General features: G+C 62.6%; 23 protein-coding genes and 1 other RNA gene. 13 read left to right on the top strand and 11 right to left on the bottom strand.

Going from position 1 to position 21,313, the window contains the following annotated elements; all coding sequences use genetic code 11:
* Nucleotides 1-19 precede the first annotated feature (19 nt).
* On the top strand, nt 20-277 hold the full coding sequence (locus K3136_RS12660; protein ID WP_221430658.1) for a hypothetical protein: 258 nt from the start codon (nt 20-22) through the stop codon (nt 275-277).
* Between the two features lie 463 nt (nt 278-740).
* Here K3136_RS12660 and ssrA read toward each other — a convergent pair.
* Nucleotides 741-1,085, bottom strand: a transfer-messenger RNA (tmRNA) gene (ssrA, locus tag K3136_RS12655).
* 32 nt (nt 1,086-1,117) lie between these two features.
* Entirely contained in the window at nt 1,118-1,588 is a 471-nt protein-coding gene (mscL, locus tag K3136_RS12650) for a large conductance mechanosensitive channel protein MscL (protein ID WP_221430657.1), read from the bottom strand.
* A 136-nt stretch (nt 1,589-1,724) separates the two neighbouring features.
* On the opposite strand from mscL, the gene K3136_RS12645 reads away from it, so the two are divergent.
* From K3136_RS12645 to K3136_RS12625, 5 genes are read left to right on the top strand one after another with little or no spacing between them, the layout of a single operon-like run.
* On the top strand, nt 1,725-2,339 hold the full coding sequence (locus K3136_RS12645) for a LemA family protein (protein ID WP_221430656.1): 615 nt from the start codon (nt 1,725-1,727) through the stop codon (nt 2,337-2,339).
* Between the two features lie 20 nt (nt 2,340-2,359).
* On the top strand, nt 2,360-3,205 hold the full coding sequence (locus K3136_RS12640; protein ID WP_221430655.1) for a TPM domain-containing protein: 846 nt from the start codon (nt 2,360-2,362) through the stop codon (nt 3,203-3,205).
* Nucleotides 3,206-3,880, top strand: coding sequence for a TPM domain-containing protein (locus K3136_RS12635; protein ID WP_221430654.1), 675 nt, complete (start codon nt 3,206-3,208; stop codon nt 3,878-3,880).
* A 4-nt stretch (nt 3,881-3,884) separates the two neighbouring features.
* Nucleotides 3,885-4,430: an NUDIX hydrolase gene (locus K3136_RS12630; RefSeq protein WP_221430653.1), complete on the top strand. Its 546-nt coding sequence runs from the start codon at nt 3,885-3,887 to the stop codon at nt 4,428-4,430.
* A gap of 2 nt (nt 4,431-4,432) precedes the next feature.
* Nucleotides 4,433-5,227, top strand: a complete 795-nt coding sequence (locus tag K3136_RS12625; RefSeq protein ID WP_221430652.1) for an SDR family oxidoreductase — start codon at nt 4,433-4,435, stop codon at nt 5,225-5,227.
* A gap of 92 nt (nt 5,228-5,319) precedes the next feature.
* On the opposite strand, the gene K3136_RS12620 is transcribed toward K3136_RS12625, so the two are convergent.
* From K3136_RS12620 to K3136_RS12610, 3 genes are read right to left on the bottom strand one after another with little or no spacing between them, the layout of a single operon-like run.
* Complete coding sequence (locus K3136_RS12620; RefSeq protein ID WP_221430651.1) at nt 5,320-5,538, bottom strand: PspC domain-containing protein; 219 nt, start codon at nt 5,536-5,538, stop codon at nt 5,320-5,322.
* Nucleotides 5,535-5,654 (bottom strand): recombination protein F, encoded by a 120-nt coding sequence (locus K3136_RS12615; protein ID WP_221430650.1) that lies wholly within the window; start codon nt 5,652-5,654, stop codon nt 5,535-5,537. The genes K3136_RS12620 and K3136_RS12615 overlap by 4 nt, the downstream gene beginning before the upstream one ends.
* A 40-nt stretch (nt 5,655-5,694) precedes the next feature.
* The gene (locus K3136_RS12610; RefSeq protein ID WP_221430649.1) at nt 5,695-5,814 is read right to left on the bottom strand and encodes a recombination protein F; all 120 of its coding nucleotides are present in this window, start codon (nt 5,812-5,814) and stop codon (nt 5,695-5,697) included.
* 230 nt (nt 5,815-6,044) lie between these two features.
* On the opposite strand from K3136_RS12610, the gene recF reads away from it, so the two are divergent.
* Nucleotides 6,045-7,124, top strand: coding sequence for a DNA replication/repair protein RecF (recF, locus tag K3136_RS12605; RefSeq protein ID WP_221430648.1), 1,080 nt, complete (start codon nt 6,045-6,047; stop codon nt 7,122-7,124).
* Here recF and K3136_RS12600 read toward each other — a convergent pair.
* Entirely contained in the window at nt 7,121-7,807 is a 687-nt protein-coding gene (locus tag K3136_RS12600; protein ID WP_247711358.1) for an arylesterase, read from the bottom strand. The two genes, recF and K3136_RS12600, sit on opposite strands and share 4 nt — an antisense overlap.
* 62 nt (nt 7,808-7,869) lie before the next feature.
* Here K3136_RS12600 and K3136_RS12595 point away from each other — a divergent pair, with 62 nt between their 5' ends.
* Nucleotides 7,870-8,574 carry an ABC transporter ATP-binding protein gene (locus tag K3136_RS12595; protein WP_221430646.1) on the top strand — a complete coding sequence of 235 codons (705 nt, stop codon included), beginning with the start codon at nt 7,870-7,872 and terminating at the stop codon, nt 8,572-8,574.
* Nucleotides 8,571-11,078, top strand: coding sequence for an ABC transporter permease (locus K3136_RS12590; protein WP_221430645.1), 2,508 nt, complete (start codon nt 8,571-8,573; stop codon nt 11,076-11,078). The genes K3136_RS12595 and K3136_RS12590 overlap by 4 nt, the downstream gene beginning before the upstream one ends.
* Here the strand turns inward: K3136_RS12590 and K3136_RS12585 are convergent.
* The gene (locus K3136_RS12585) at nt 11,075-11,536 is read right to left on the bottom strand and encodes a DUF805 domain-containing protein (RefSeq protein ID WP_221430644.1); all 462 of its coding nucleotides are present in this window, start codon (nt 11,534-11,536) and stop codon (nt 11,075-11,077) included. The genes K3136_RS12590 and K3136_RS12585 overlap by 4 nt on opposite strands.
* Nucleotides 11,537-11,672: 136 nt before the next feature.
* Nucleotides 11,673-14,387, bottom strand: coding sequence for a TonB-dependent receptor (locus tag K3136_RS12580; protein WP_221430643.1), 2,715 nt, complete (start codon nt 14,385-14,387; stop codon nt 11,673-11,675).
* Nucleotides 14,388-14,643: 256 nt separating this feature from the next.
* On the opposite strand from K3136_RS12580, the gene typA reads away from it, so the two are divergent.
* Nucleotides 14,644-16,464 (top strand): translational GTPase TypA, encoded by a 1,821-nt coding sequence (gene typA / locus K3136_RS12575; protein ID WP_221430642.1) that lies wholly within the window; start codon nt 14,644-14,646, stop codon nt 16,462-16,464.
* Between the two features lie 3 nt (nt 16,465-16,467).
* On the opposite strand, the gene K3136_RS12570 is transcribed toward typA, so the two are convergent.
* Together K3136_RS12570 and K3136_RS12565 are read right to left on the bottom strand one after the other, a co-directional pair.
* Nucleotides 16,468-16,809 (bottom strand): hypothetical protein, encoded by a 342-nt coding sequence (locus K3136_RS12570; protein ID WP_221430641.1) that lies wholly within the window; start codon nt 16,807-16,809, stop codon nt 16,468-16,470.
* 189 nt (nt 16,810-16,998) lie between these two features.
* Nucleotides 16,999-17,745 carry a hypothetical protein gene (locus K3136_RS12565; protein WP_247711357.1) on the bottom strand — a complete coding sequence of 249 codons (747 nt, stop codon included), beginning with the start codon at nt 17,743-17,745 and terminating at the stop codon, nt 16,999-17,001.
* A gap of 121 nt (nt 17,746-17,866) precedes the next feature.
* Between K3136_RS12565 and putP the strand changes: the two genes are divergently transcribed.
* From putP to K3136_RS12550, 3 genes are all read left to right on the top strand, one after another.
* Nucleotides 17,867-19,345: a sodium/proline symporter PutP gene (gene putP / locus K3136_RS12560; protein ID WP_221430639.1), complete on the top strand. Its 1,479-nt coding sequence runs from the start codon at nt 17,867-17,869 to the stop codon at nt 19,343-19,345.
* Nucleotides 19,346-19,347: 2 nt separating this feature from the next.
* Nucleotides 19,348-19,719: a VOC family protein gene (locus tag K3136_RS12555; protein ID WP_221430638.1), complete on the top strand. Its 372-nt coding sequence runs from the start codon at nt 19,348-19,350 to the stop codon at nt 19,717-19,719.
* Between the two features lie 97 nt (nt 19,720-19,816).
* Nucleotides 19,817-20,455, top strand: coding sequence for an extensin family protein (locus K3136_RS12550; protein WP_247711356.1), 639 nt, complete (start codon nt 19,817-19,819; stop codon nt 20,453-20,455).
* 12 nt (nt 20,456-20,467) lie between these two features.
* Here the strand turns inward: K3136_RS12550 and K3136_RS12545 are convergent, their stop codons facing one another.
* Nucleotides 20,468-21,097 (bottom strand): response regulator transcription factor, encoded by a 630-nt coding sequence (locus tag K3136_RS12545; protein ID WP_221430636.1) that lies wholly within the window; start codon nt 21,095-21,097, stop codon nt 20,468-20,470.
* Between the last annotated feature and the right edge of the window lie 216 nt (nt 21,098-21,313).

Here is a 21,313-nt window from a genome sequence, read left to right as displayed (position 1 = left end):
AAAGGAGTTTGCGCCACCCATGTGGAAGAAGGTCAAAAGGCTGTTCGTGATCAAGACGCGCTTCGAAGCGTATCTGATCATCTACGCCCTTGCCCTTGGCGCAATGACTCGCGGCGCGAACTACACGCTCCAGTATCCCGGCTTCGGCGGATATCTCCTGATGGCCGCGACCGCAGGCGCAGTGTTCCTCGGCGGGGCGAAGATCCTCGATGCGATCCGGTACGAGCAGGAGGCCGCGAAGGCCGAAGAGGCCGAGGCTGGAGAAATCGACCGCTAACGTCAGGTAACGACCTGATTTTGGACGTTCAGCTGAGTGCGGTTGCTACGGCGCCAAAGACTGCCGCCAATCCTTCGAGCAAAACCCAAATTACGGCAATTACACCGTATGTGGCACCTAGGGCCCAGCGGGTAGTCGCTGCGGCGTAACCGGCAGCAAGACCAGCTCCGAGTGCGCAAAACCACAAGCTCGCGGTTCCAGCTTCCAAATAAATTGCCAGAAGAACAAAGGTCATCGCAAACGCTCCGGTCGAAGCTGCGGCAGCTGCGATTGCCCTCGTCTTGTATGTAGGATTATCGGCTAGGCCTGTAACCTTCGCATAGCGCTTACTGAGACGACCCATCACTGCTTTTAAGCAGGGTTCCTCGGATAGGACAATGTCCGTCTACCACCCAATCGTGGTCCGAAATGCGGAATATTCGAGAAGGTGGGGGTTTCTGTTGCTAGCTACCCCCGGAGCCCCGGAATCCGCTTCTGTTGCCCGGTGGGTCCAACCGCGCTTTAGCTTTGTAAGATCAGGGCGTTAGCCCGTCAGATTACGCTGCGAGAGCGAGTGCTTCGTTATCGTTGGCACTTGTGTGTTGTGAACAGTTTTACGGGTTACTCAGCCCGGGCGAAAACACTGTCTTTCAGCACACGTCGATCCTAGTTCGGCCCCGTCAAAAACCGCGGCATTACCGCGGGTTATGGTGGAGCCGCCGGGTACTGCCCCCGGGTCCGTTGTACCTATTACACAGCGCAATTTATCGCCATATCCGGTCGAAACCGGCAAGCTCCATATAGCGATCAATCGCTTAATGTGAAGTGTACCCCTCTACCGCTGGTAAGAGGGGCAATCCGTCAGCCCATCGGGCCCTTGTCGGGCGCGTAATCGGGACGCGCGGCGCGAAGTTCGTCGCGGATTTCCTTGAGCAGGTCGAGCTCGGTCGGACCGACCGGTGCCGCTTCCTCTTTCTTCTCCTCGAATTCCGCCATCACTTTCTTGGCGTACCGCACCAGCAGGAAGATGATGAAGGCCAGGATCACGAAATTGACGATCGCGGTGATGAAGGCGCCGTAGCCGATCATCGCAGCGCCCGCTTCCTTGAGCGCGGCATAGTCCGTCAGCGAGCCTTCATAGCCTTCGGGCGTGCTCAAGAGGACGAAATAATTCGAGAAATCGGCGCCGCCGAAGATCGTGCCCACGATCGGCATGATGATCTCGTCGGTCAGCGAGGAAACGATCACCCCGAAGGCACTGGCAATGATCACGGCGACCGCGAGGTCGATGACATTACCCTTGGCGATGAATTCCTTGAAATCTTTCAGCATCAGCAGTCCCTCCAGCAACCCGTTTGTCGGTGATGCATTACTGACATGACAAACCTGTGCCCTCAAGTGCGCCTCGCTTGAAAGCAACAGGCAAGCGTCCTATCTCGCTAAGACAGTTTTCAAGGGGAATGCCGACATGAACCGTATCATCGCCTTTCGCACCGCAATGCTGGGGGCTTTCGCCCTCGCCCTTTCCGCCTGCGGCATCAATTCGGTGCCCGCGGCAGAAGAAACCGCCAAGGCCCGCTGGGCCGATGTCGAGGCCCAGTTCCAGCGCCGTGCGAACCTGATCCCGAACCTCGAACAGATCGTCATGTCCTCTGCCGAACAGGAACGACAGACGCTGAACGAAGTGATCCAGGCGCGCGCTTCGGCAACACGTCCGGAGATCAAGCTTGATGGCGACGACCTGACCGATGCATCCAAGATGCAGGAATACCAGCAGGCGCAGAGCAATCTCGGTGGTGCGCTGAGCCGCCTGCTCGTCTCGGTCGAACGCTATCCCGAACTGCGCAGCCAGGAAAACTTCGGCCGTTTCATGACCCAGCTCGAAGGAACGGAAAACCGCATCGCGGTCGCCATCCGCGACTATAACGAAGCGGTCCGCGACTATAACACCCGCATTCGTACCTTCCCCGAAACGATCGGCGCCAACATCATCCACGGTGCAGAGCCGCTGGTGCCCTACGAAGCGGTGTCGGAAGGTGCGGAAGTGGCTCCCGAACTCGACATGCGTAGCGATGGCAACTGATCTGCGCGGGTAGCGCGTTCATGGATAGACTGAGACACCTCCTGGTGATCGTGGCGGTAGCGTTCGGCCTCGCCGTACCTGCCGCCGCCCAGCCGAGCTTTCCCGAGCGCGGGACCGCGCCGGTGCTCGACCAGGCGAATATCATCGACGATGCCACCGAGGCGGAGCTGACCCGCAAGCTCGACGAGTTCGAGGAGCGTAACCAGCGCCAATTCGTGATTGCGACAGTGGATAGCCTGCAGGGCTATGACATTGCCGAATACGGATACCAGCTGGGCCGCTATTGGCAGCTGGGCGATGCGGAAAACGATGATGGCATCATCCTGCTTGTGGCACCCAACGAGCGGCAGATGCGCGTGGAGGTCGGCTATGGGCTGGAGGGCATCATTCCCGACGGTCTCGCCTTCGAATATGTCGAAGGCATGAAGCCCTATTTCCGCGACGGCGATTTCTCCGGCGGCATCAGCTGGGGCGCGGATGAAATCATCAAGCAGCTCGAACTCCCTCCCGAAGAGGCCGCGCAGATCGCGCAGAATGCCGAGCGCACGACCGAAAAACGCGAAAGCTCGGGTGGCTTCCCGCTTGGCGGCATGATCTGGTTCGCCTTCATATTCTTCTTCTTCATCCTGCCGATCCTGCGCGGCGGCGGACGCCGGCGGCGTCGCTATCGCCGCGGCCCGTGGGGCGATACGGCTCGCGACATCATCCTTTGGGAAGCGGGCAAGGCAATCGCCCGCGGCTTCGACGATCGCGGCGGCGGCTGGGGCGGCGGAGGCGGTTTCGGCGGAGGCGGCTTCGGCGGTGGCGGAGGCTTTTCCGGCGGCGGCGGAAGTTTTGGGGGCGGCGGCGCCTCGGGGGGCTGGTAAATGGGATATCTGGACGAAAAGCAGCACCGGATCGTGACCGAAGCGGTCGCCGCTGCCGAACAGCAGACGAGCGGCGAGATCGTCACCGTGCTAGCCGACAGGTCGGACGGGTATACCGATGTCGCCCTGTGGTGGGCGCTCGGCATCAGCTTTACCGTGATGAGCCTGCTCGCCGCCTTCCCGCAGCCTGTCCTCGACTGGATCGATGGCCTCATGGGCGGATGGTCCAGCGAATGGACGCGCGGGCAGGTACTCACTCTCGTGCTGGGCGCCGGGCTCGGCGCGCTGCTGCTGGCGCTCGCCGTGCAGCTCTGGCAGCCGCTCAAGTTCCGCATGATCCCCTCGCCCGTTACCGCACAGCGCGTGCGCGATGCGGCGATCAGGCATTTCAAGGTCGGCGCGGAACGCCGCACCCACGGGCGCACCGGCGTACTGCTCTACCTTTCCATGCGCGAACACCGCGCCGAAATCGTCGCCGACGATGCCATCGCTACGCAGGTCCCGGCGGAAGTCTGGGGCGAGGCCATGGTCGACATGCTGGCCGAGGTTTCCAAGGGATGCGTAGCGGAAGGCCTCGCTGCGGGCGTGCGCGATGTCGGCATCGTCCTTGCCGAGCATTTCCCGCGCGATGCCGACGACCAGAACGAATTGCCCGACCGACTGATCGAGGTTTGATCCCATGAGTATTGCTGACCACGACGCGCCGGAGGAAATCGTCTGGCAGGGCAAGTTCGTCACAGCCAAGAAACGCGGGCGCTGGGAATATGTCTCGCGCAGCCGCGGCATTCGCGCTGCCGTCATCCTCGCGGTAGATGAGGAGGATCACGTCCTTCTCGTCGAACAATACCGGGTGCCGCTGGAGATCACCTGCCTCGAGCTGCCGGCAGGCCTGATCGGAGATGATGACGGCGCAGAGGACGAGGATCCACTTGCCGCCGCCGGCCGCGAGCTCGAGGAGGAAACGGGCTACCGCGCCTCCACTCTCGAGAACCTTGGCACCTTCTATTCCTCGCCCGGAATGGTCAGCGAAAGCTTCACCTTCGTACGCGCACGCGGTCTGACCAAGGTCGGCGAAGGCGGCGGGGTCGAAGGCGAAAACATCACCGTGCACCGCGTCGCGCGCTCGGACCTGACCGAATTTATCGCCGCCAAGCGCCAAGAAGGTTGCGGCATCGACGTGCGTATGCTCACGCTCCTGGGACAAGGATTTATCGAGGGAGAGTGACGATGGCAGCCAAGGCAAGCGGACGCTGCAAGGGTAAGCTGGCACTGGTTACGGGTGCGGCACAGGGACTGGGCGCGGCCCATGCCCGCAGGCTGGCCGAAGAAGGCGCCAAGGTCCTGTGTACCGATATCAACGGGGACGGCGCCGAGGCGACAGCTGCCCGCATCGTCGAGGAAATGGGTGCCGGTCACGCGGTCGGCGTCCAGCACGACGTGACCGATCCCGATGCATGGGAACGCGTGGTCGATGTCGCCGAAAGGGAATTGGGCGGTCTCAACGTGCTGGTCAACAATGCCGGGATCGGTGTCGGCGGCAATATCGAGACCTGCAAGTTCGAGGACTGGCAACGCTGCTTTTCGGTCAATGTCGATTCAATCTTCCACGGTTGCCAGAAAGCCCTGCCGCTGATGCGCGAACATGCGCCCGGCTCGATCATCAACATCTCGAGCATCGCCGGCCTGATCGCCAGCGACACGATGCCCGCCTATAATGCCAGCAAGGCCGCGGTGTGGATGCTGTCGAAATCGATCGCGCTGCACTGTGCGAAGAACCGCATGGATATCCGCTGCAACTCTGTACACCCGACCTTCGTCGATACGCCGATCCTCGACGGGACGGCGATCAATCACAATATCGACAAGGATGTGCTGATGGAAAAGCTTGCCCGTCAGATCCCGCTCAAGAAGGTCGGCGAACCGGACGATATCGCAAATGCGGTGGTTTATCTCGCCAGTGACGAGAGCAAGTTCATGACCGGTGCGGAGCTGAAGCTCGACGGCGGTATCTCGGCCATGTGAGGATTGGCGGGCTTCGCGCCTGCCAATGCGAGGTCCGACCCTTCTCGCCCGATCCCGGACCGTTTGTCCGGGATGTTGCGGAAGGATCGAACTCAGTCTGCGATCAGTCCGATCGCCAGGTAGATGAGGATGAAGCTGCCGAAGCCGAGCAGCGTACCCAGGACGAAGCCGACGCGAACCAGCGTGGTGTCGATCCCGAAGTAGCGGCCGATGCCGGAGCATACGCCCATCAGCTTGCCGTTGGTGCGGTCGAGCCGGAAAGTCTTGCTCGGGCTGACGGCATTGTCATCGCGGAATTTCAGGTTGGTCATGCCAGCACTCCATTGGGCGATGCGGGGACGATAGCGGCTGCGAAGAAAGCTGCCGAGAGGGTGAGCGAGAAGGCGGCTGCGAAAAGCTTGCTGCCATATTTTTCGAGGTCGAACATAGATCCTTTTCCTATAGTGTTATGAGTGGGTGCTGCAGGCTCAGGCGATGAGGCCGGCCGGGCTGGCGGGGACGATTGCCATTGCCATCATGATGGCCGAGGCAGCGAAGGCGAAGACCGATGCGAGGGCCTTGTTGTTGGAAGCGTCGAAAGCGAACATTTGTCTGTATCCCTGAATTATCTTGGCTGTTCACCGGACCATCCGGTGGACACCCCAAGCATTGCAACCCCCGTGCCAAAATCGAAAAACGTCGGAATTCAGCCATTCTTAACTGAATGGCGAGCCCGCCTTCCGTTAATGAAACCGAAAGGTTGGCGAAAATTCCCAACTTTTGGATTTCGCTTTCCGGTGGCGGGGAGCAGAGCCCCGCGCTAGGGCTTGCAGACCCCATGCTCGACCGCATTTCCCTCACCCGTTTCCGCAATCACGAGGTCACCGAACTGGCGGGCACCTCGCGGTTCAACCTGCTTGTGGGGGAGAACGGCGCGGGAAAGACCAATGTGCTCGAGGCGCTCTCGCTGCTGGCACCCGGGCGCGGACTGAGGCGGGCTGCGCTGGCCGATATGGTCCAGCATGATGCGGACACCGGCTTCGCCATCGGCGCGGACCTCAGGCAGGACGACGGCGAGGCGATCCGGCTCGGCACTTATACCGAAAGCGATCACCCGGCGCGCCGGCGCGTACGCATCAATGGCGCAGAAAACAGCGCGACTGCTCTGGGCGAATGGCTCGCGCTGACATGGCTGACCCCGGCAATGGACGGCCTCTTCACCGGCCCTGCTGCCGACCGGCGCAGGTTCATGGACCGCATGGCGCTGGCGCTCGATCCCGCGCATGCCGCCTATGCGTCACGCTATGAAGCCGCGCTGCGCGAGAGGAACCGCCTGCTGACAGACGACCGCGCGCCCGAAAGCGCCTGGCTCGACGCGATCGAGGCGCAGATGGTCGAGCATGGCGGAAAGCTGATCGCGGGACGCGCGATGCTGGTCGATACTCTGATGAGCCGCATCGCCCATATGCCGAGCGAGCCTTTCGCCCGCCCCGCCCTGACCTATGCGCCGGGAGGAACCGACAGTGCCGAAGCCTTGTCGCAGGCCTTGTTCGACGGGCGCGCGAGGGACCGGGCAGCGCAGCGCACCCTCTCGGGCCCGCACCGCGACGAGCTGGAAGTGGTTCACGCAGCCAAGCGCGTGCCTGCCGCCCAGAGCTCGACCGGTGAACAGAAGGCCATGCTGGTCGCCATCACGCTCGCTCACGCGGCGCTCGCGGCACAGGGGCGCGCCGGCGTCCTGCTGCTCGACGAGGTCGCCGCACATCTCGATCCGGTCCGCCGCGCTGCGCTGTTCGACCAGCTTGCGGCCAGCGGCGCACAGGTCTGGATGACGGGGACCGAGCTGCCCCCCTTCGACAGCATCTCTAGCGAAGCGGCAGTCTGGCGCGTGACGGGCGGAAGCGTCGAGCGGGTCTAGCCTGCGTCCGGCAGGGCCGCCTGCACATCGTCTACCGTATCGGCGACCAAAAGATCGATACCCTCTGCCGTGGGATGGATCCTGTCCGACTGGAACAGCTCGGGCGACTGGTAGATACTTTCCAGCCAGAAGGGCACCAGCTGCGCGCCATATTCGCGCGCGAGATCGCCATAGAGCGCGTCGAACTGCTGCTGGTATTCCGGCCCGTAGTTCGGCGGCGTGCGCATTCCCATCAGCAGGACCGGAATGTCACGGCTCTGCAATTCGGCCAGCATGCCTTCGAAATTCGAACGGGTAGCTGCGGGCTGGATACCGCGCAGCATGTCGTTGCCGCCCAGTTCCAGGATGAACAAGTCCGGCTTTACCGGCTGCTGGTCGAGAAGGAAGCCGATCCGCTCCAGCCCGCCGGAGCTGGTGTCGCCCGAAACGCCGGCATCAACCACGGTGGCATTGATGCCCGCCTGCCTGAGGGCACGCTGCAGCCGCTCGGGATAACCCTCGTGTTCTGCCAGATTATATCCGGCGAAAAGGCTGTCTCCGAAGGCGACAATGCGGCGCTCTTCGCCTTCGACGACGATCTCTTCCGGCGCCTCGCTGGCTGCCGCAGCTTCGGCCTGCGGCGGAGCTTCGTCGACCTCGCTGCCGCAAGCGGCCAGTGTCAGGGCGAAAAGAGGTATCGACAAACTACTAAGGCGCATCGGCGAGCTTCCTTGTGCGGCGGTGGTCCATCTGCCATCGCAGCCGCGTGACGACTTCTCAAGATGCGATTTGCGCGCGCGATCTGCGCCTCACCCTCGGCTCTACCGAAGCACCGGTGGAAATCCTGAAAGGGCTCGACCTCACCATCGGCAAGGGCGAGACCGTCGCCCTGCTCGGCCCGTCCGGATCGGGCAAGAGCTCGCTCATGGCGGTCCTGTCCGGGCTGGAGCGTGCCACTTCCGGTACGCTGAGCGTGGCCGGGGCCAATTTCGCCACGATGGACGAAGACGCCCTTGCCCGTGCGCGCAGGGGCCGGATCGGCATCGTGCTGCAGGCATTCCACCTCCTGCCGACCATGACCGCGCTCGAAAACGTTGCGACACCGATGGAACTGGCGGGCGAAACCGACGCGCAGGAACGGGCGAAGGCCGAACTGGAGGCCGTGGGCCTCGGCCACCGGCTCGACCATTATCCGCAGCAGCTTTCCGGCGGCGAACAGCAGCGCGTCGCAATTGCCCGCGCCATTGCGCCGCGTCCCGACCTGATCTTTGCCGACGAACCGACCGGCAACCTTGATGCCGCGACCGGTCACGAAATCGTCGAGCTGCTGTTCAACCGACGCGCAGAAACCGGCGCCACGCTGCTGGTCATCACCCACGATCCAGAGCTGGCCGACCATTGCGGGCGCGTGCTGACACTGGGTGACGGCAAGATCGCAAGCGACACTGCCAGCGCGACCGCCGCGGCATGAGCTGGGGCACCGCCTGGCGCATCGCGCGGCGCGACCTCAACGCGCGCTTCAAGGGGCTGCGCCTCCTCCTCGTATGCATTTTCCTCGGCACGGCGGCACTGGCTGCCATCGGCTCGCTGACAGCGGCGATCGAGCGTGAGCTTGCCGCCAACGGCCAGGCCTTCCTCGGCGGGGATGTGCAGATCGAGTTGTGGCAGCGCTCGCTGAACGAGGAAGAGCGCGGGGCGCTCGAGGAACTCGGCACGGTTTCGGCCGGCACGCGGATGCAGGCGATGGCGCGCAAGGATGATGTCGCCGCGCCCATCGAACTCAAGGCCGTCGACGCCGCCTACCCGCTCTACGGCACACTGATGCTGGAAGGCCGGGGCGAGGCCCCCGCCCCGAGCGGCAACGAGGCCTATATCGCCCCCGGCGCGGCCGACCGGCTGGACATCGGCACCGGAGACAGCATCGCCATCGGCACCGAAACGCTGACGGTCGCAGGGATCATCGAGGACGAGCCCGACCGGCTTGGCGAAGGCTTCCAGCTGGGCCCGACGATCATCGTTGCCGAAGACTTACCCGAACGTGCGGGCCTGCTTGCTCCGGGCGCAATGTACCAGAGCAAGACCCGCGTCGCGCTTTCCACACCGCGCAACCTCGAAGAGATCGAGGAAGACCTCGAGAACCGCTTCCCCGAAGCCGGTTTCGACATCGACACGGCGCAACGCGCAGCACCGGGCACCGACCGCTTCGTCGAACGGATGAGCGAATTCCTGACCCTCGTGGGTCTCGCAGCACTGGTCATTGCAGGCATCGGTATCGGCGGCGGCGTTTCGTCCTATCTCGATGCGCGGCGACAATCGGTGGCGACACTCAAGATCCTCGGTGCGACCTCCAAGGACATCGCGCGCATCTACGCGTTGCAGATATTCGCTGCAGCGGCGGTCGGCAGTATCGCCGGCCTCGCCGTCGGCGTCGCGGTCGTGCCGATCCTGGCGCAGGCGCTGGAAGGTCTCCTGCCTGTCAATGCGGGCTTCGTGCTCGATCCGGCGGCGCTGCTGCTCGCGGCAGCATATGGCCTGCTGGTCGCGCTCGTTTTCGCCGCGCCACCGCTGATGAGAGCGCGCAATTTCCCCGCCATGGCCCTGATGCGCGCGCGCGTCGCGCCGCTCGTCCGCGACAGGGCCGCCATCGGCGTGGTCCTGCTCGGGCTCTCCGCAATCGTGGGACTTGCGCTGATTACTTCGAGCCGCCCGATGCTGGCTGGGGGCTTCCTCGCCGGTGCCGCCGTCGTTTTCGGTCTGCTCGCGCTGCTCGGCTGGGCCATCCGCAAGACGGCGGCTTCGCTCCCCCGCCCGAAAAGCCCGATCGCACGCGCGGCGATTGCCAATATCCATCGGCCCGGTTCGAGCACGGGCGCGCTGGTGACCGCGCTCGGCTTCGGCCTTGCCGCCTTCGTGTTGCTTGCCGCCATCCAGAGTTCGATCGACGGCAATATCGAGAAGCGCGTTCCTGAACGCGCGCCCGACTATTTCGTGCTCGACGTCCCCCGCGACCGCGAGGGCGAGTTCCGCGATCTCGTGGCGGAAACCGATGCCGGTGCGCAGGTGACCACGGTCGCCGCACTTCGCGGGTCGGTTCTCGCATTCGGCCCCGAAGGCGAGCTGACCCGTACCGCCAGCCTGGAGGAAATCCCCGATGGCGCATGGGCGCTGCGGGGCGAACGCGGCCTGACCTATGCCGACACCCTTCCCGAGGGCGACGAGCTGGTCGACGGCGAATGGTGGGGACCCATGCATGAAGGCGAATACCTCGTCAGCGTGGAGGATGATTTCGCCTCCGCCGCCGGCCTAGAAGTGGGCGACAAGCTGGTCTTCGGCGTCCTTGGCGCAGAGATTGAGGCCCGCATCGCCAGCACGCGCACGATCGACTGGGAAAGCATGGGCTTCAACTACGTCTTCGTGCTCAGCCCCAATGCTCTGCGCGACACGCCGCACAACCTTGCTGCCACGATCGAACTGACGGAAGGCACGCCTACCGGCCCGCTCCTTCAGGCGCTCGTCCGCAATTTCCAGTCGACCTCGGTCATCGAGGTCGGTGGTGTGCTCCAGCAGGCGCGCACGATCATCGAGCAGGTCGGGCTGGCGACGCTCGCTGCGGCCAGCGTCGCGGTCCTTGCAGGACTTGCCGTGTTGCTTGGCGCGATTGCAGCCGCCCGCGCTTCTCGCACCTATGACACGGTGGTGCTGCGCGTCCTCGGCGCTGATCGCGGGCAGGTGCTCAAGATGCAGCTGGCGGAATACGCCCTTCTCGCGGGCTCGCTGGCTATCGTCGCGCTGGGCCTCGGCACGCTCACCGCTTGGCTGGTCGTGACGCAGCTGTTCGAGTTCGACTGGCTGCCCGACTGGATGGAAGTCTTCACCGTGCTCGGCCTCGGCCTGTTCGTGGTCCTTGCCTTCGCCATCGGCGGTTCGCTGCCGCTGCTACGCGCGAAGCCTGCACAGGCCCTGCGCGCGCTTTAGTCTCGCCTGACCGGAGCAGCGGGCAGCGGCACGTAATCGAACTCTCGATCCGGCTTTGGCGGCACTTCGACGCGGCCCTTGGGATCGGGTCCGAAGATCGTGTCGAAGGGCTGGCTGTCCTGAAGGAACCAGACCAGCAACCAGATCGTCCCGAGCCACGGGATGAAGATCACGAGATACCACCAGCCCGAGCGTCCGGTATCATGCAGGCGCCTGATCGACAGGGCGAGATGAGCCCAGCCGAAGAACAGGAACAGCGGCAGTCCGACCCACACCACCATCCTGTTCGCGCCTTCGCTGATCGGTGGAGCATCTTCTATCGGGGTTTCGCCCGGCACCCCTTCGGGCAGCGGAAACAGCGCGTCAGCGGCAAGGAAGAACGCCACCCAGAACGCAATCAGCGCCAGTGAGAAAATCCAGAATTCCCGGCGCCGCGAACGACCCTTGAAATCGGTCATCCGCTTGACTGGGCTGATTAGCCAGTTGGTCAAATCATGCGCTCCTGCTGCCGCACGTTCTTAAACGGTCGGCGGGCACAGAAAAGGGGGCCCGAAAGCCCCCTTCCCCGTTTTTCCGATCAGTTCGCTGTCGCGATCAGAATTTGAACTTGACCGCAGCGCCGTAGGTGCGCGGCTGGTTCGTGTAGCCCGAGATCGAGAAGGTCTGTGCGACCGAGTCGAAGATCGTCGTGATGTAGCGATCGTCGAGCAGGTTGCGGCCCCAGACCGAGACTTCGAGACCCATGTCGAAGGCATAGGTCAGGCTGGCCGAAAGTTCGTTCACTTCGCGGCGGAACGGACGGGCGGCAGCGAAGGCCGTTTCCTGGTTCACACCGTCGAAGAAGCCGGGAAGACCGTCTGCCACCTGCACCGGAGCTTCGTAGTAGAAGTTGGTGTTGAAGATCACGCGGTCGCCAGCGGAATTAACTTCCTTGTTGATCTGGCCGCCGATCGACATCGCGTACTGCGAGATCCCTGCAACCGGACGACCCGAAAGGTCACCGATCGAACTGTTGGGGAACTCGACATATTCGGGGTCGAGGTAGGTGAAGGCAGCGTTCAGGGTCAGCCAGTCGGTCGGGCGGACGTTGCCGTCGAACTCGATACCGAAGGTTTCCTGCAGACCTGCATTGGCCAGCGCGAAGCCGGTGCCGGTGAAGATGTTCGACTGGAAGCCGTCGATCTTTTGGCGGAAGATGGTCAGGTTACCCGCAGCGTAATCCCACTGGCCCTTGAGGCCCAGCTCGATCACTTCGGTTTCTTCCGGACCAGCGAAGCGCGAACCCGTGCTCAGGTTCACCGGCGCAATGCCGGCAGCCTGGATGGCCGCAAGGTCGCTCTGCAGAGGACGGCTGTCGCGCGACAGGTTGAAGCTGCTTGCCTTGAAGCCCGTCGCGTAGCTCGCATAGATGTTGAGCGTCGGCGAAATGTCGTAGGCGAGGCGCGCTGTCCAGCTCCAGTCGTCGTCGTTGGTCTTGCCGTCTTCGACCACGTTGGGAACGTTGAGGAAGGGCGGCAGGAACTGCAGCCCCTGCAGCGGAATGAACGGGTTGCCGCCGACATTGAGCGGGTTCGGATCGATCAGGGCCGCGTCGGGCGACAGCGTCGCGTTATAGGCGGCAATTGCCTGGAACTGCGCGAACAGGGCCGGGTTGGCACCTGCGAAAGCCGCGACCTGTGCGGGGTCCGCCGGGTTGACACCAGCGGTGCCGAGCAGGGTCGAGAAGATCGCCGTCTGGCCCGAGGAAATCAGGTCGATGCCCGAGAACACGTCCGTCGAGTTGACGTTGGTCGTGATTTCCTTGCTGTCGTCGGTGTAGTTTGCACCGAGCGTCAGGACGAGACCGTCGGTGACCTCGAAGTCGAGCTGGCCGAAGATCGAAAGTGCTTCGTTCTTGAGCGTGTAGGCTTCGATCAGGCCCTGTCCCGCAGCGAAGAACTGGCCCGTGTAGTCCTGGCCGTTCAGCGCGGAGAGCGTGCCCTCGATCGACTGCACCGCAAAATCGTTCGGCGGACTGGTGATCGGGCCGCCGATCAGGATGTTGGCATATTCGCGGAAGTCCTGGCCGAAGAGGATCTCGTTCGACTGGTCGATGCTCTCATCGAAGTAGTAACCGCCGAGCAGCACGCTGAGACGGTCGCCGATTTCACCCGAAATGCGGAGTTCCTGCGTGAAGGTGTCGATGCCGACATCGGCGAAGTTGCGGCCGATCAGGTCGGCGGTCGTGAAGTCCGAATCCTGGTCGGTGATCAGGTCGCTTTCGCGATAGGCAGTGATCGAGGTCAGGGTGAAGGCGCCCAGTTCGTAGTCGATCTGGCCCGAGATACCCTTGTTCTCGATGTCGTTCGAGGAATCGAAATTGGTGTAGACTTCGTCTTCGAAACGGTCGGCCGGGTCGTTGACCGCGCCGCCGAGGGCGAAGATTGCACCGGTCGCGGCGCTCTGCTGCAGGTTCACGACGCCGCAGCAATTTTCGTCGACCTTGTCGTAGTCTGCGATGAGGCGAACCGTGAGCGGGCCACCGGCATCGAACAGCAGCTGGCCACGACCGAACCAGCGGTCACGGTTGTTGACGTCGTTGCCCGTGCCCTGGTCTTCAAGGTAGCCGTCGCGCTTGTTGATGCCGCCGGCGAGGCTGAATGCGATCGAATCGCTGATCGGGCCGGTGACGAGACCCTTGCCGACGATCGAGTTGTAATTGCCGTAGGAAACTTCGGCGAGGCCGCCGAATTCGAATTCCGGTTCCTTGGTGACGATCGAGATCACGCCGGCGCTGGCGTTCTTGCCGAACAGGGTCGACTGCGGGCCGCGCAGGACTTCGATGCGCTGGACATCGGGAAGATCGGTGATCTGCGATGCGGTACGGCTGCGATAGACGCCGTCCACGAACACGCCGACCGACGGTTCGATACCGGCGTTATTGGCACCGTTGCCGAAGCCACGGATCAGGAAGTTGGTGTTGGCCGAGCTCTGCAGCTGGTTCACGCGAAGCGAGGGAACCTGCGTCTGTAGGTCCTTGAGGTCGCGGATCTGTGCGCGCTCGATGGTTTCGGCGGTGGTCACGCTGACGGCGACAGGAACTTCTTGGAGCGTCTTGGCACGCTTGGTCGCGGTGACGATGATGACATTGGGATCGGGGCTCTCGGCCTGCTCTTCAGCCGTATCGGCGACAGAGGCCTGAGCCTGGGCCTGAGCCTTGTCCTTGTCCTTGTCCTTGTCTTGGTCCTGTGCATAGGCAGCGGTGGGCAGCGCAAAGGCGGCGGCACCGGTCAGCAGGACAGCACGAAGGCTCGTATTCTTGAAATTCATGTAATGGCTTCCTCTCACAGAAACTTGCGTTGGGGTTGCTGCGCATTCCCCAAAATCACGCAGTGACGGTGAGTTATTCGCCAGCGGGCCGTCCAACAAGGGCGAAGCGGCATACCTATGCAAGACACCATGCAGTGTGCCTTTCGAGTCACACTCCGTGATGCTTGCCGCATTGCACCATTTCGGCTAGGGGCGCGCACGAATTGGCTGCGCCGGAATCACGCGCCGCTACGGCATCCTTACGAAAGCACATATTATGTCCCGCGACCTTCGCAACGTGGCGATCATCGCCCACGTCGACCATGGCAAGACCACCCTCGTCGACCAGCTCTTCCGCCAGTCCGGCACTTTCCGCGAGAATCAGCGCGTCGAAGAACGTGCGATGGATAGCAACGACCTCGAAAAAGAGCGTGGCATCACCATTCTCGCCAAGTGCACCAGCGTCGAAAAGGACGGCGTGCGCATCAACATCGTCGACACCCCGGGCCACGCCGACTTCGGCGCCGAGGTCGAGCGTATCCTGAGCATGGTCGACGGCGTCATCTTGCTGGTCGATTCCGCCGAAGGACCGATGCCGCAGACCAAGTTCGTCACCGGCAAGGCGCTGGGCCTTGGCCTGCGCCCGATCGTTGTCGTCAACAAGATCGACCGCAGCGACGCGCGTCCGCAAGAAGTGCTCGACGAAGTCTTCGATCTCTTCGCATCGCTCGACGCGACCGATGAACAGCTCGACTTCCCGTCGCTCTGGGCCTCGGGCCGCGATGGCTATGCCAGCGAAGACGAAAACGCACGTTCGGGCGACCTCGAACCGCTGTTCAAGCTGATCACCGAGCATGTCCCGGCCCCCGGCCTCGACACCGAAGCACCGTTCAGCTTCCTTGCTACCCTGCTCGACCGCGACAACTTCATGGGCCGCGTGCTCACCGGCCGCGTGCAGTCGGGCAAGATCAACCTCAACGATCCGATCCACGCTCTCGACGCTGATGGCAAGGTCATCGAAGTCGGCCGCGCAACCAAGCTGATGTCGTTCGACGGTCTCGACCGCGTACCGGTAGAAAGCGCTGTAGCAGGCGACATCATCGCGCTTGCAGGCCTTGAAAAGGCGACCGTTTCGAACACCCTCGCCGATCCGAGCGTGAAGACGCCGATCGAAGCGCAGCCGATCGATCCGCCGACGCTCGCCATGCAGTTCTCGGTCAACGACAGCCCGCTGGCCGGCCGCGAAGGCAGCAAGGTCACGAGCCGCATGATCCGCGACCGCCTCTATCGCGAAGCGGAAACCAACGTCGCCATCCGCATCACCGAAAGCTCCGACAAGGACAGCTTCGAGGTTGCAGGCCGCGGCGAACTCCAGCTGGGCGTGCTCATCGAAACGATGCGCCGCGAAGGCTTCGAGCTCGGCATCAGCCGCCCGCGCGTGCTGTTCCGTGAAGAAAACGGCCAGCGCATGGAGCCGTTCGAGACGGTCGTCATCGACGTCGACGACGAACACTCCGGCACGGTCGTAGAGAAGATGCAGCGCCGCAAGGCCGAGCTCACCGAAATGCGCCCCTCGGGCCAGGGCAAGACCCGCATCACTTTCTCCGCTCCGTCGCGCGGCCTGATCGGCTACCACGGCGAATTCCTGTCCGACACGCGCGGCACGGGCATCATGAACCGCCTGTTCGAGAAGTATGACACCTATCGCGGCCCCATCGAAGGCCGCCAGAACGGCGTCCTGATCTCGATGGTCCCGGGTGAAGCTGTCCCCTATGCGCTCAACGCACTGGAAGACCGCGGCGAGCTGTTCATCAGCGGCGGCGCGAAGATCTACGAAGGCATGATCATCGGCGAGAACGCCAAGCCCGACGATCTCGAAGTGAACCCGATGAAGTCGAAGCAGCTGACGAACTTCCGTTCGACCGGCAAGGACGACGCCATCCGCCTCACCCCGCCGCGCGTGATGACGCTGGAACAGGCCATCGCCTATATCGACGATGACGAGATGGTCGAAGTGACGCCGGAAAACATCCGCCTGCGCAAGGCCATCCTCGACCCGCACGAGCGCAAGCGCGCCAAGCGTGCCGCTCAGTCCTGAGGACTATTCCTCGGGGCAGCGCACCACACTGAACCGGTCGTTCTTGTCGTAGCGAAGGCGCATCGCGTCATCGCCTTCGCGCGCCATGTAGAACACGTAGACGGCAGGCGGCGCGTCGCCATATTGTTCGCTCAATGTGGCGGCCGCGTAATTGCCGTCGACGCGCACGCTCTGGACGATGCCGCGCGATTCGAAGAAGCCGACCTCGTCCGCGCCGATGCGATATTGCTGGTGGCCACGGATGGCGCAGGCTTCCGCGTTATCTGCCCATTTGCCGTGGAAGCGCGCAGGGATGGTGTCCTGCGTGGCAGCGTTGGCGACTGCCTGTTCTTCTTCGGAGTTCAAGGCGCTTTCGGGCTGCTGTGACGGCTCTTGAGCAGCGTCAGAAGGCGTGGCTGACGTCGGTTGTGCGTCAGGCTCTTCCAAAGATTCGTCCGCAGCTTGCGAGCAGGCTGAAAGGGCGAGAACGGAAGCGAGAAGGATAGCGTATCTGGTCACGTCATAACCTACGCCGACACAACCTCCACGTTCCGCTCATACTGCGAGATAGGTTTCGCCTAAAACCAGCGCGGCATAGAGAAGGGCACCGGCCAGGAACGGAAAGAAGAAGCTCTTGCGGTCTTCCGGAAGCTCTTCCTTGAGCACCAGCAGGACTATGCCGCCGCCGACGAAAGCGAAGAGGCAGCCGATAACCAGTTCAGGCAGCTCGACCAGGATGCCCAGCAACCAGCCGCCCAGCGTCGCTGCTGCAAGCACCCATCGCCCGCGCGCATCGTAGATCTCCGGATGGTCCGACCTTGTACCGAAATCAGCCGTCACGAAGTGCAGCATCATCGCCGCAAAATAGAGAGCCAGCCCTGCCGGGGTCGGATCCTCGCGGTGGTTCAGCAAGTAAGCGATGAGCAGGACCAGCAGCGCGCTCGCCCCGATATGTAGCCAGAAGACCGGGTGATGCGGGCGGTCTCGGCCCTCGGTCGCCATTCGCCGGTCCCGGGAAATCGCGAGCGAACGCTCCAGGCCATAGAACAAGGCAAGTCCCGCGAGCGCTAGCGCGTAGACCAGCTCTTCCGCCAAGGTTGCATCGAAGCCCGTAGCCTTTTCGAAGGTCTTGGAATGCGCAGCGAGTTCGGGAAGGATATGCAGGAACACGTAACCCACCGCGACACCACCGGCGAAGGACAGCCAGCGGCTTCGCGGATTGCGGTCGAGGAAGCGCAATTGTCCGACGAAAAGATGCACCGCGCAGAATGCGAAGGCCATTAGCAGGGTGATAAGCGTCATAGGCATTACGCCGCCAATACACGAACGCAGCAAAAGGGCAGCCCCCTCGCCTTGCATCGCTCCGGGCATCGCTCCGGGCTCACGGTAGCCAGCACCGGTTGCATTTGTTACCAGCCCGCCCATGCAGACTGGAACACTGATTTCGCTCGGCCTCTATTTCGTGGCCATGATCGCCATCGGCCTCTGGGCCTGGAAACGCTCGACCGATACCAGCGAGGGCTACCTCCTTGCCGGCCGGAACCTGCCACCGGCAGTGGCTGCACTTTCCGCCGGCGCCTCGGACATGAGCGGCTGGCTGCTGCTCGGCCTGCCCGGCGCGCTCTATGCAGCCGGTCTCGTAGAGGCATGGATTGGCATCGGCCTGTTCATTGGCGCCTTCGTCAACTGGGTCGTCGTCGCACCGCGCCTCAGGCAGCAGACCGAGGAGCGCGGCAACTCGCTGACAATTCCCGAATTCCTCGCCAATCGCTTTCCCGACAAGGCTGTCGCGCTGCGCGTCGTCTCGGCACTCATCGTGGTCGTGTTCTTCGCAGTCTATACTGCGGCCGGCCTCGTTGGTGGCGGATTGCTGTTCGAGACCAGCTTTGCCGGAATCCTGCCCGATTGGGGCATGAGCGATTACATGACGGGTATCTGGATCACCGCGCTGGTCGTCCTTGCATACACAATGGTCGGCGGCTTCCTTGCCGTGAGCCTCACGGACTTCGTGCAGGGCTGCATCATGGTCGTCGCGCTCGTCCTGATGCCGCTGGTCGTGATGTTCGGCGCAGGCGGTGAAGGCGGCGGTTCGCTCAGCGATGTGCCGGTCGAGGGCTTCCTGAGCCTGACCCAGGGCCTGACGCTGCTCGGCTTCATCAGTGCCGTTACCTGGGGCTTGGGCTATTTCGGCCAGCCGCACATCATCGTCCGCTTCATGGCCATCGATACGGTCGAGAAGGTCAAGACCGCGCGCAACATCGGCATGACATGGATGGGAGTCGCGCTGATCGGTTCGATCGGTATCGGCATTGCAGGCCGCGCCTATGTCGAGCGCAATGGCCTCGTAATCGACAATCCGGAGACGATCTTCATCGTCCTTGCCAACTTGCTCTTCCACCCGCTCATCACCGGTTTCCTTCTCGCCGCGCTGCTGGCGGCGATCATGTCGACTATCAGTTCGCAGCTGCTGGTCGCAGCCAGCTCGCTGACCGAGGATTTCTACAAGCTGTTCTTCCGTAAGGAAGCGAGCGAGCGCGAGAGCGTGAACATGGGCCGCATCTGCACGGCTCTGGTCGCGCTTGCCGCGATCGCGATTGCAAGCGATCCGGATAGCGAGGTCCTTGGCCTCGTTTCCCACGCATGGGCAGGCTTCGGCGCTGCCTTCGGGCCGCTGATCATCCTCTCGCTGACCTGGGACAAGATGACGGGTGCGGGGGCGGTCGCAGGCCTCGTGACGGGAGCAGGCACCGTCGCTGCATGGATTGCGCTCGGCTGGAACAGCCGGCTTCCTGGAATGGACGCGGGCCTGTATGAAATCGTCCCCGGCTTCATCGCGGCTTGGGTCGCAATCTGGCTGGTCAGCAAGGCGACGGCACCGGCAGGAGTGGCGCAGGAGGCATAGGCATGGCGAAGATTACCGGGCTCGGCGGCGTTTTCTATGTGGCGGAAGATCCCGCCGCCACGCGGGCCTGGTATCGTGACACGTTGGGTATCGACGGGGAATACGGCCCGCAGCTGAACTGGTCGGAGGAGACCGGTGACCAGCCCTATTCGCTGATCAGCCACTTCAAGGATGACGAGTACATCAAGCCCGGCAAGGGCGGCTTCATGATCAACCTGCGGGTCGACGATCTCGATGGGTTCGTCGCGCAGCTCAAGGCCAAAGGCGTGGACGTGCTCGGCAGCGTGGACGAGGGGTATGGCAAGTTTGCCTGGCTGCTCGACCCCAACGGCGTGAAGATCGAGCTGTGGCAGCAAATTGCCGCGCCCGAATAGGCTTTCCCACAAGATTGCCCCTAGCAAGTAGCGCGATATTCAGCAAATCGCTGGTAAGGTCCTGACCATGCGCGGTTCGATTGCCATTAGCTCCGTTATGGCCCTTGCTCTTGCCGGTTGCGTCGGCAGCCCGGAAGAACGGTCTTCGGCCACCACGCGTCCGGTCGAACGGGTGGCCGATCCTTCGTGGGAAAAGCCCGAAGCGCGCACCTGCCTTGCCGAACTGGGATCGAGCGGAGCCTCGTTCGCGCCCCTGCCCGACCGGTTTTACGGCGCAGGCTGCAGCACGGTGAACTCGGTCCAGCTCGACCGCGTCGGCGGGGACCTTGGCGAACTGCAGGTCACCAACCTTGGAGCGGTCGCCTGCCCGCTTGCCAATTCCTTTGCCGGTTGGGCCCGATATGGTGTGGACCGGGCAGCGCGGCAGATATTCGGCAGCCCTCTCGCCCGGATCGAGACCATGGGCAGCTATTCCTGCCGCAATGTTGCAGGAACCGGTCGCCTGTCCGCCCACTCGCGCGCGGAGGCCATCGATGTCGGCGCCTTCGTGCTGGAGGACGGGCGCAGGATCAGCGTGAAAGCAGGTTGGAATGCTTCGCGGGAAGAACGCGAGTTCCTAAGAGTCATCCATCGCAGCGCCTGCAAGCGCTTCGGCACGGTGCTCGGGCCGGATTACAACGCAGCTCACCACGACCACCTGCACCTTGAACTGGGGAGCGGCAGTTTCTGCAGATAGACAGGAAAGGTACTAGCCGGCTTTCAGCAGCTCGGTAGGCCCGAGCCGAGCTTCAAGCCTCAGACGTACGACTTCAGCCGCTCGGTGCGCTCCGAGCTTGCTCATCATGCTAGACCGGTGAACCTCGACCGTGCGCGGGCTGATCTCGAGTTCTTGGGCGATCTCCTTGTTGCTTTCACCAGCAACCACGAGTTCGAGAATTTCTCGTTCCCGCGGAGAGAGGCGTGCAAGGCAAACCCTTGCCTGAGCCATCCTGCGCATGGATTCGCCATAGGCTGCGGCCTCTTGTCGGATTTCCTCGACCATGCGGGTAAGGCGAGACGACTTGAGGGGTAGGCGCAGGAAATCGAGCGCGCCCTTCTTGATTGCGGCCACGACTTGTTTGGGATTTGGATCAGTCCCTGTTGCAACGACAGGTAACCAATACCCGTTCGCGTTCAGCTTTTCGATGACCGCGGCGACCGAACCAAATTCACAGCCATCCCTGGCCAGAACTATGCCCGTTGAAGGAGCGGCATGAACCAACTCATCCGCGTCCGCGTAGACTTCACAATGATAGCCATGGTCGAAACCAAACCTAGCCTGTTCGGCCCGAGAACGACTAGAACCGTCCACGATGTGAAGTTTTTCTTTGTGTTCCATATTGATTCGAATACACTACTCACAATAAATTCTCTAAGTAAAAATACTACGTACAAACACTTAGGTTCCGCATTATTGTCGTTTTTTTACAATCGAGAAGGACATGAGAGTATTCTATAGATTGGTCTCAAATCGAAATTTACTTATGACAATCTATTAGATTATTCTCACATACTCGTAGCAAGCGGCAGGCATTGATACGTCAACGGTGTCGAT

The organism is Qipengyuania gelatinilytica (assembly GCF_019711315.1).
Lineage (GTDB): Bacteria > Pseudomonadota > Alphaproteobacteria > Sphingomonadales > Sphingomonadaceae > Qipengyuania > Qipengyuania gelatinilytica.
This window is presented reverse-complemented; position numbering and strand designations above follow the sequence as displayed.

Bases quoted from the DNA above. Each gene is read 5' to 3' on its own strand.
- K3136_RS12610 (WP_221430649.1), bottom strand. From the start codon at position 5,814: ATGTTCGCTTTCGACGCTTCCAACAACAAGGCCCTCGCATCGGTCTTC.
- K3136_RS12585 (WP_221430644.1), bottom strand. From the start codon at position 11,536: ATGACCGATTTCAAGGGTCGTTCGCGGCGCCGGGAATTCTGGATTTTC.
- K3136_RS12620 (WP_221430651.1), bottom strand. From the start codon at position 5,538: ATGACCAACCTGAAATTCCGCGATGACAATGCCGTCAGCCCGAGCAAG.
- typA (WP_221430642.1), top strand. From the start codon at position 14,644: ATGTCCCGCGACCTTCGCAACGTGGCGATCATCGCCCACGTCGACCAT.
- K3136_RS12550 (WP_247711356.1), top strand. From the start codon at position 19,817: ATGGCCCTTGCTCTTGCCGGTTGCGTCGGCAGCCCGGAAGAACGGTCT.
- K3136_RS12555 (WP_221430638.1), top strand. From the start codon at position 19,348: ATGGCGAAGATTACCGGGCTCGGCGGCGTTTTCTATGTGGCGGAAGAT.
- recF (WP_221430648.1), top strand. From the start codon at position 6,045: ATGCTCGACCGCATTTCCCTCACCCGTTTCCGCAATCACGAGGTCACC.
- K3136_RS12640 (WP_221430655.1), top strand. From the start codon at position 2,360: ATGGATAGACTGAGACACCTCCTGGTGATCGTGGCGGTAGCGTTCGGC.
- K3136_RS12625 (WP_221430652.1), top strand. From the start codon at position 4,433: ATGGCAGCCAAGGCAAGCGGACGCTGCAAGGGTAAGCTGGCACTGGTT.
- K3136_RS12615 (WP_221430650.1), bottom strand. From the start codon at position 5,654: ATGTTCGACCTCGAAAAATATGGCAGCAAGCTTTTCGCAGCCGCCTTC.
- K3136_RS12565 (WP_247711357.1), bottom strand. From the start codon at position 17,745: ATGACGCTTATCACCCTGCTAATGGCCTTCGCATTCTGCGCGGTGCAT.
- K3136_RS12660 (WP_221430658.1), top strand. From the start codon at position 20: ATGTGGAAGAAGGTCAAAAGGCTGTTCGTGATCAAGACGCGCTTCGAA.
- K3136_RS12635 (WP_221430654.1), top strand. From the start codon at position 3,206: ATGGGATATCTGGACGAAAAGCAGCACCGGATCGTGACCGAAGCGGTC.
- K3136_RS12580 (WP_221430643.1), bottom strand. From the start codon at position 14,387: ATGAATTTCAAGAATACGAGCCTTCGTGCTGTCCTGCTGACCGGTGCC.
- mscL (WP_221430657.1), bottom strand. From the start codon at position 1,588: ATGCTGAAAGATTTCAAGGAATTCATCGCCAAGGGTAATGTCATCGAC.
- K3136_RS12645 (WP_221430656.1), top strand. From the start codon at position 1,725: ATGAACCGTATCATCGCCTTTCGCACCGCAATGCTGGGGGCTTTCGCC.
- putP (WP_221430639.1), top strand. From the start codon at position 17,867: ATGCAGACTGGAACACTGATTTCGCTCGGCCTCTATTTCGTGGCCATG.
- K3136_RS12630 (WP_221430653.1), top strand. From the start codon at position 3,885: ATGAGTATTGCTGACCACGACGCGCCGGAGGAAATCGTCTGGCAGGGC.
- K3136_RS12590 (WP_221430645.1), top strand. From the start codon at position 8,571: ATGAGCTGGGGCACCGCCTGGCGCATCGCGCGGCGCGACCTCAACGCG.
- K3136_RS12545 (WP_221430636.1), bottom strand. From the start codon at position 21,097: ATGGAACACAAAGAAAAACTTCACATCGTGGACGGTTCTAGTCGTTCT.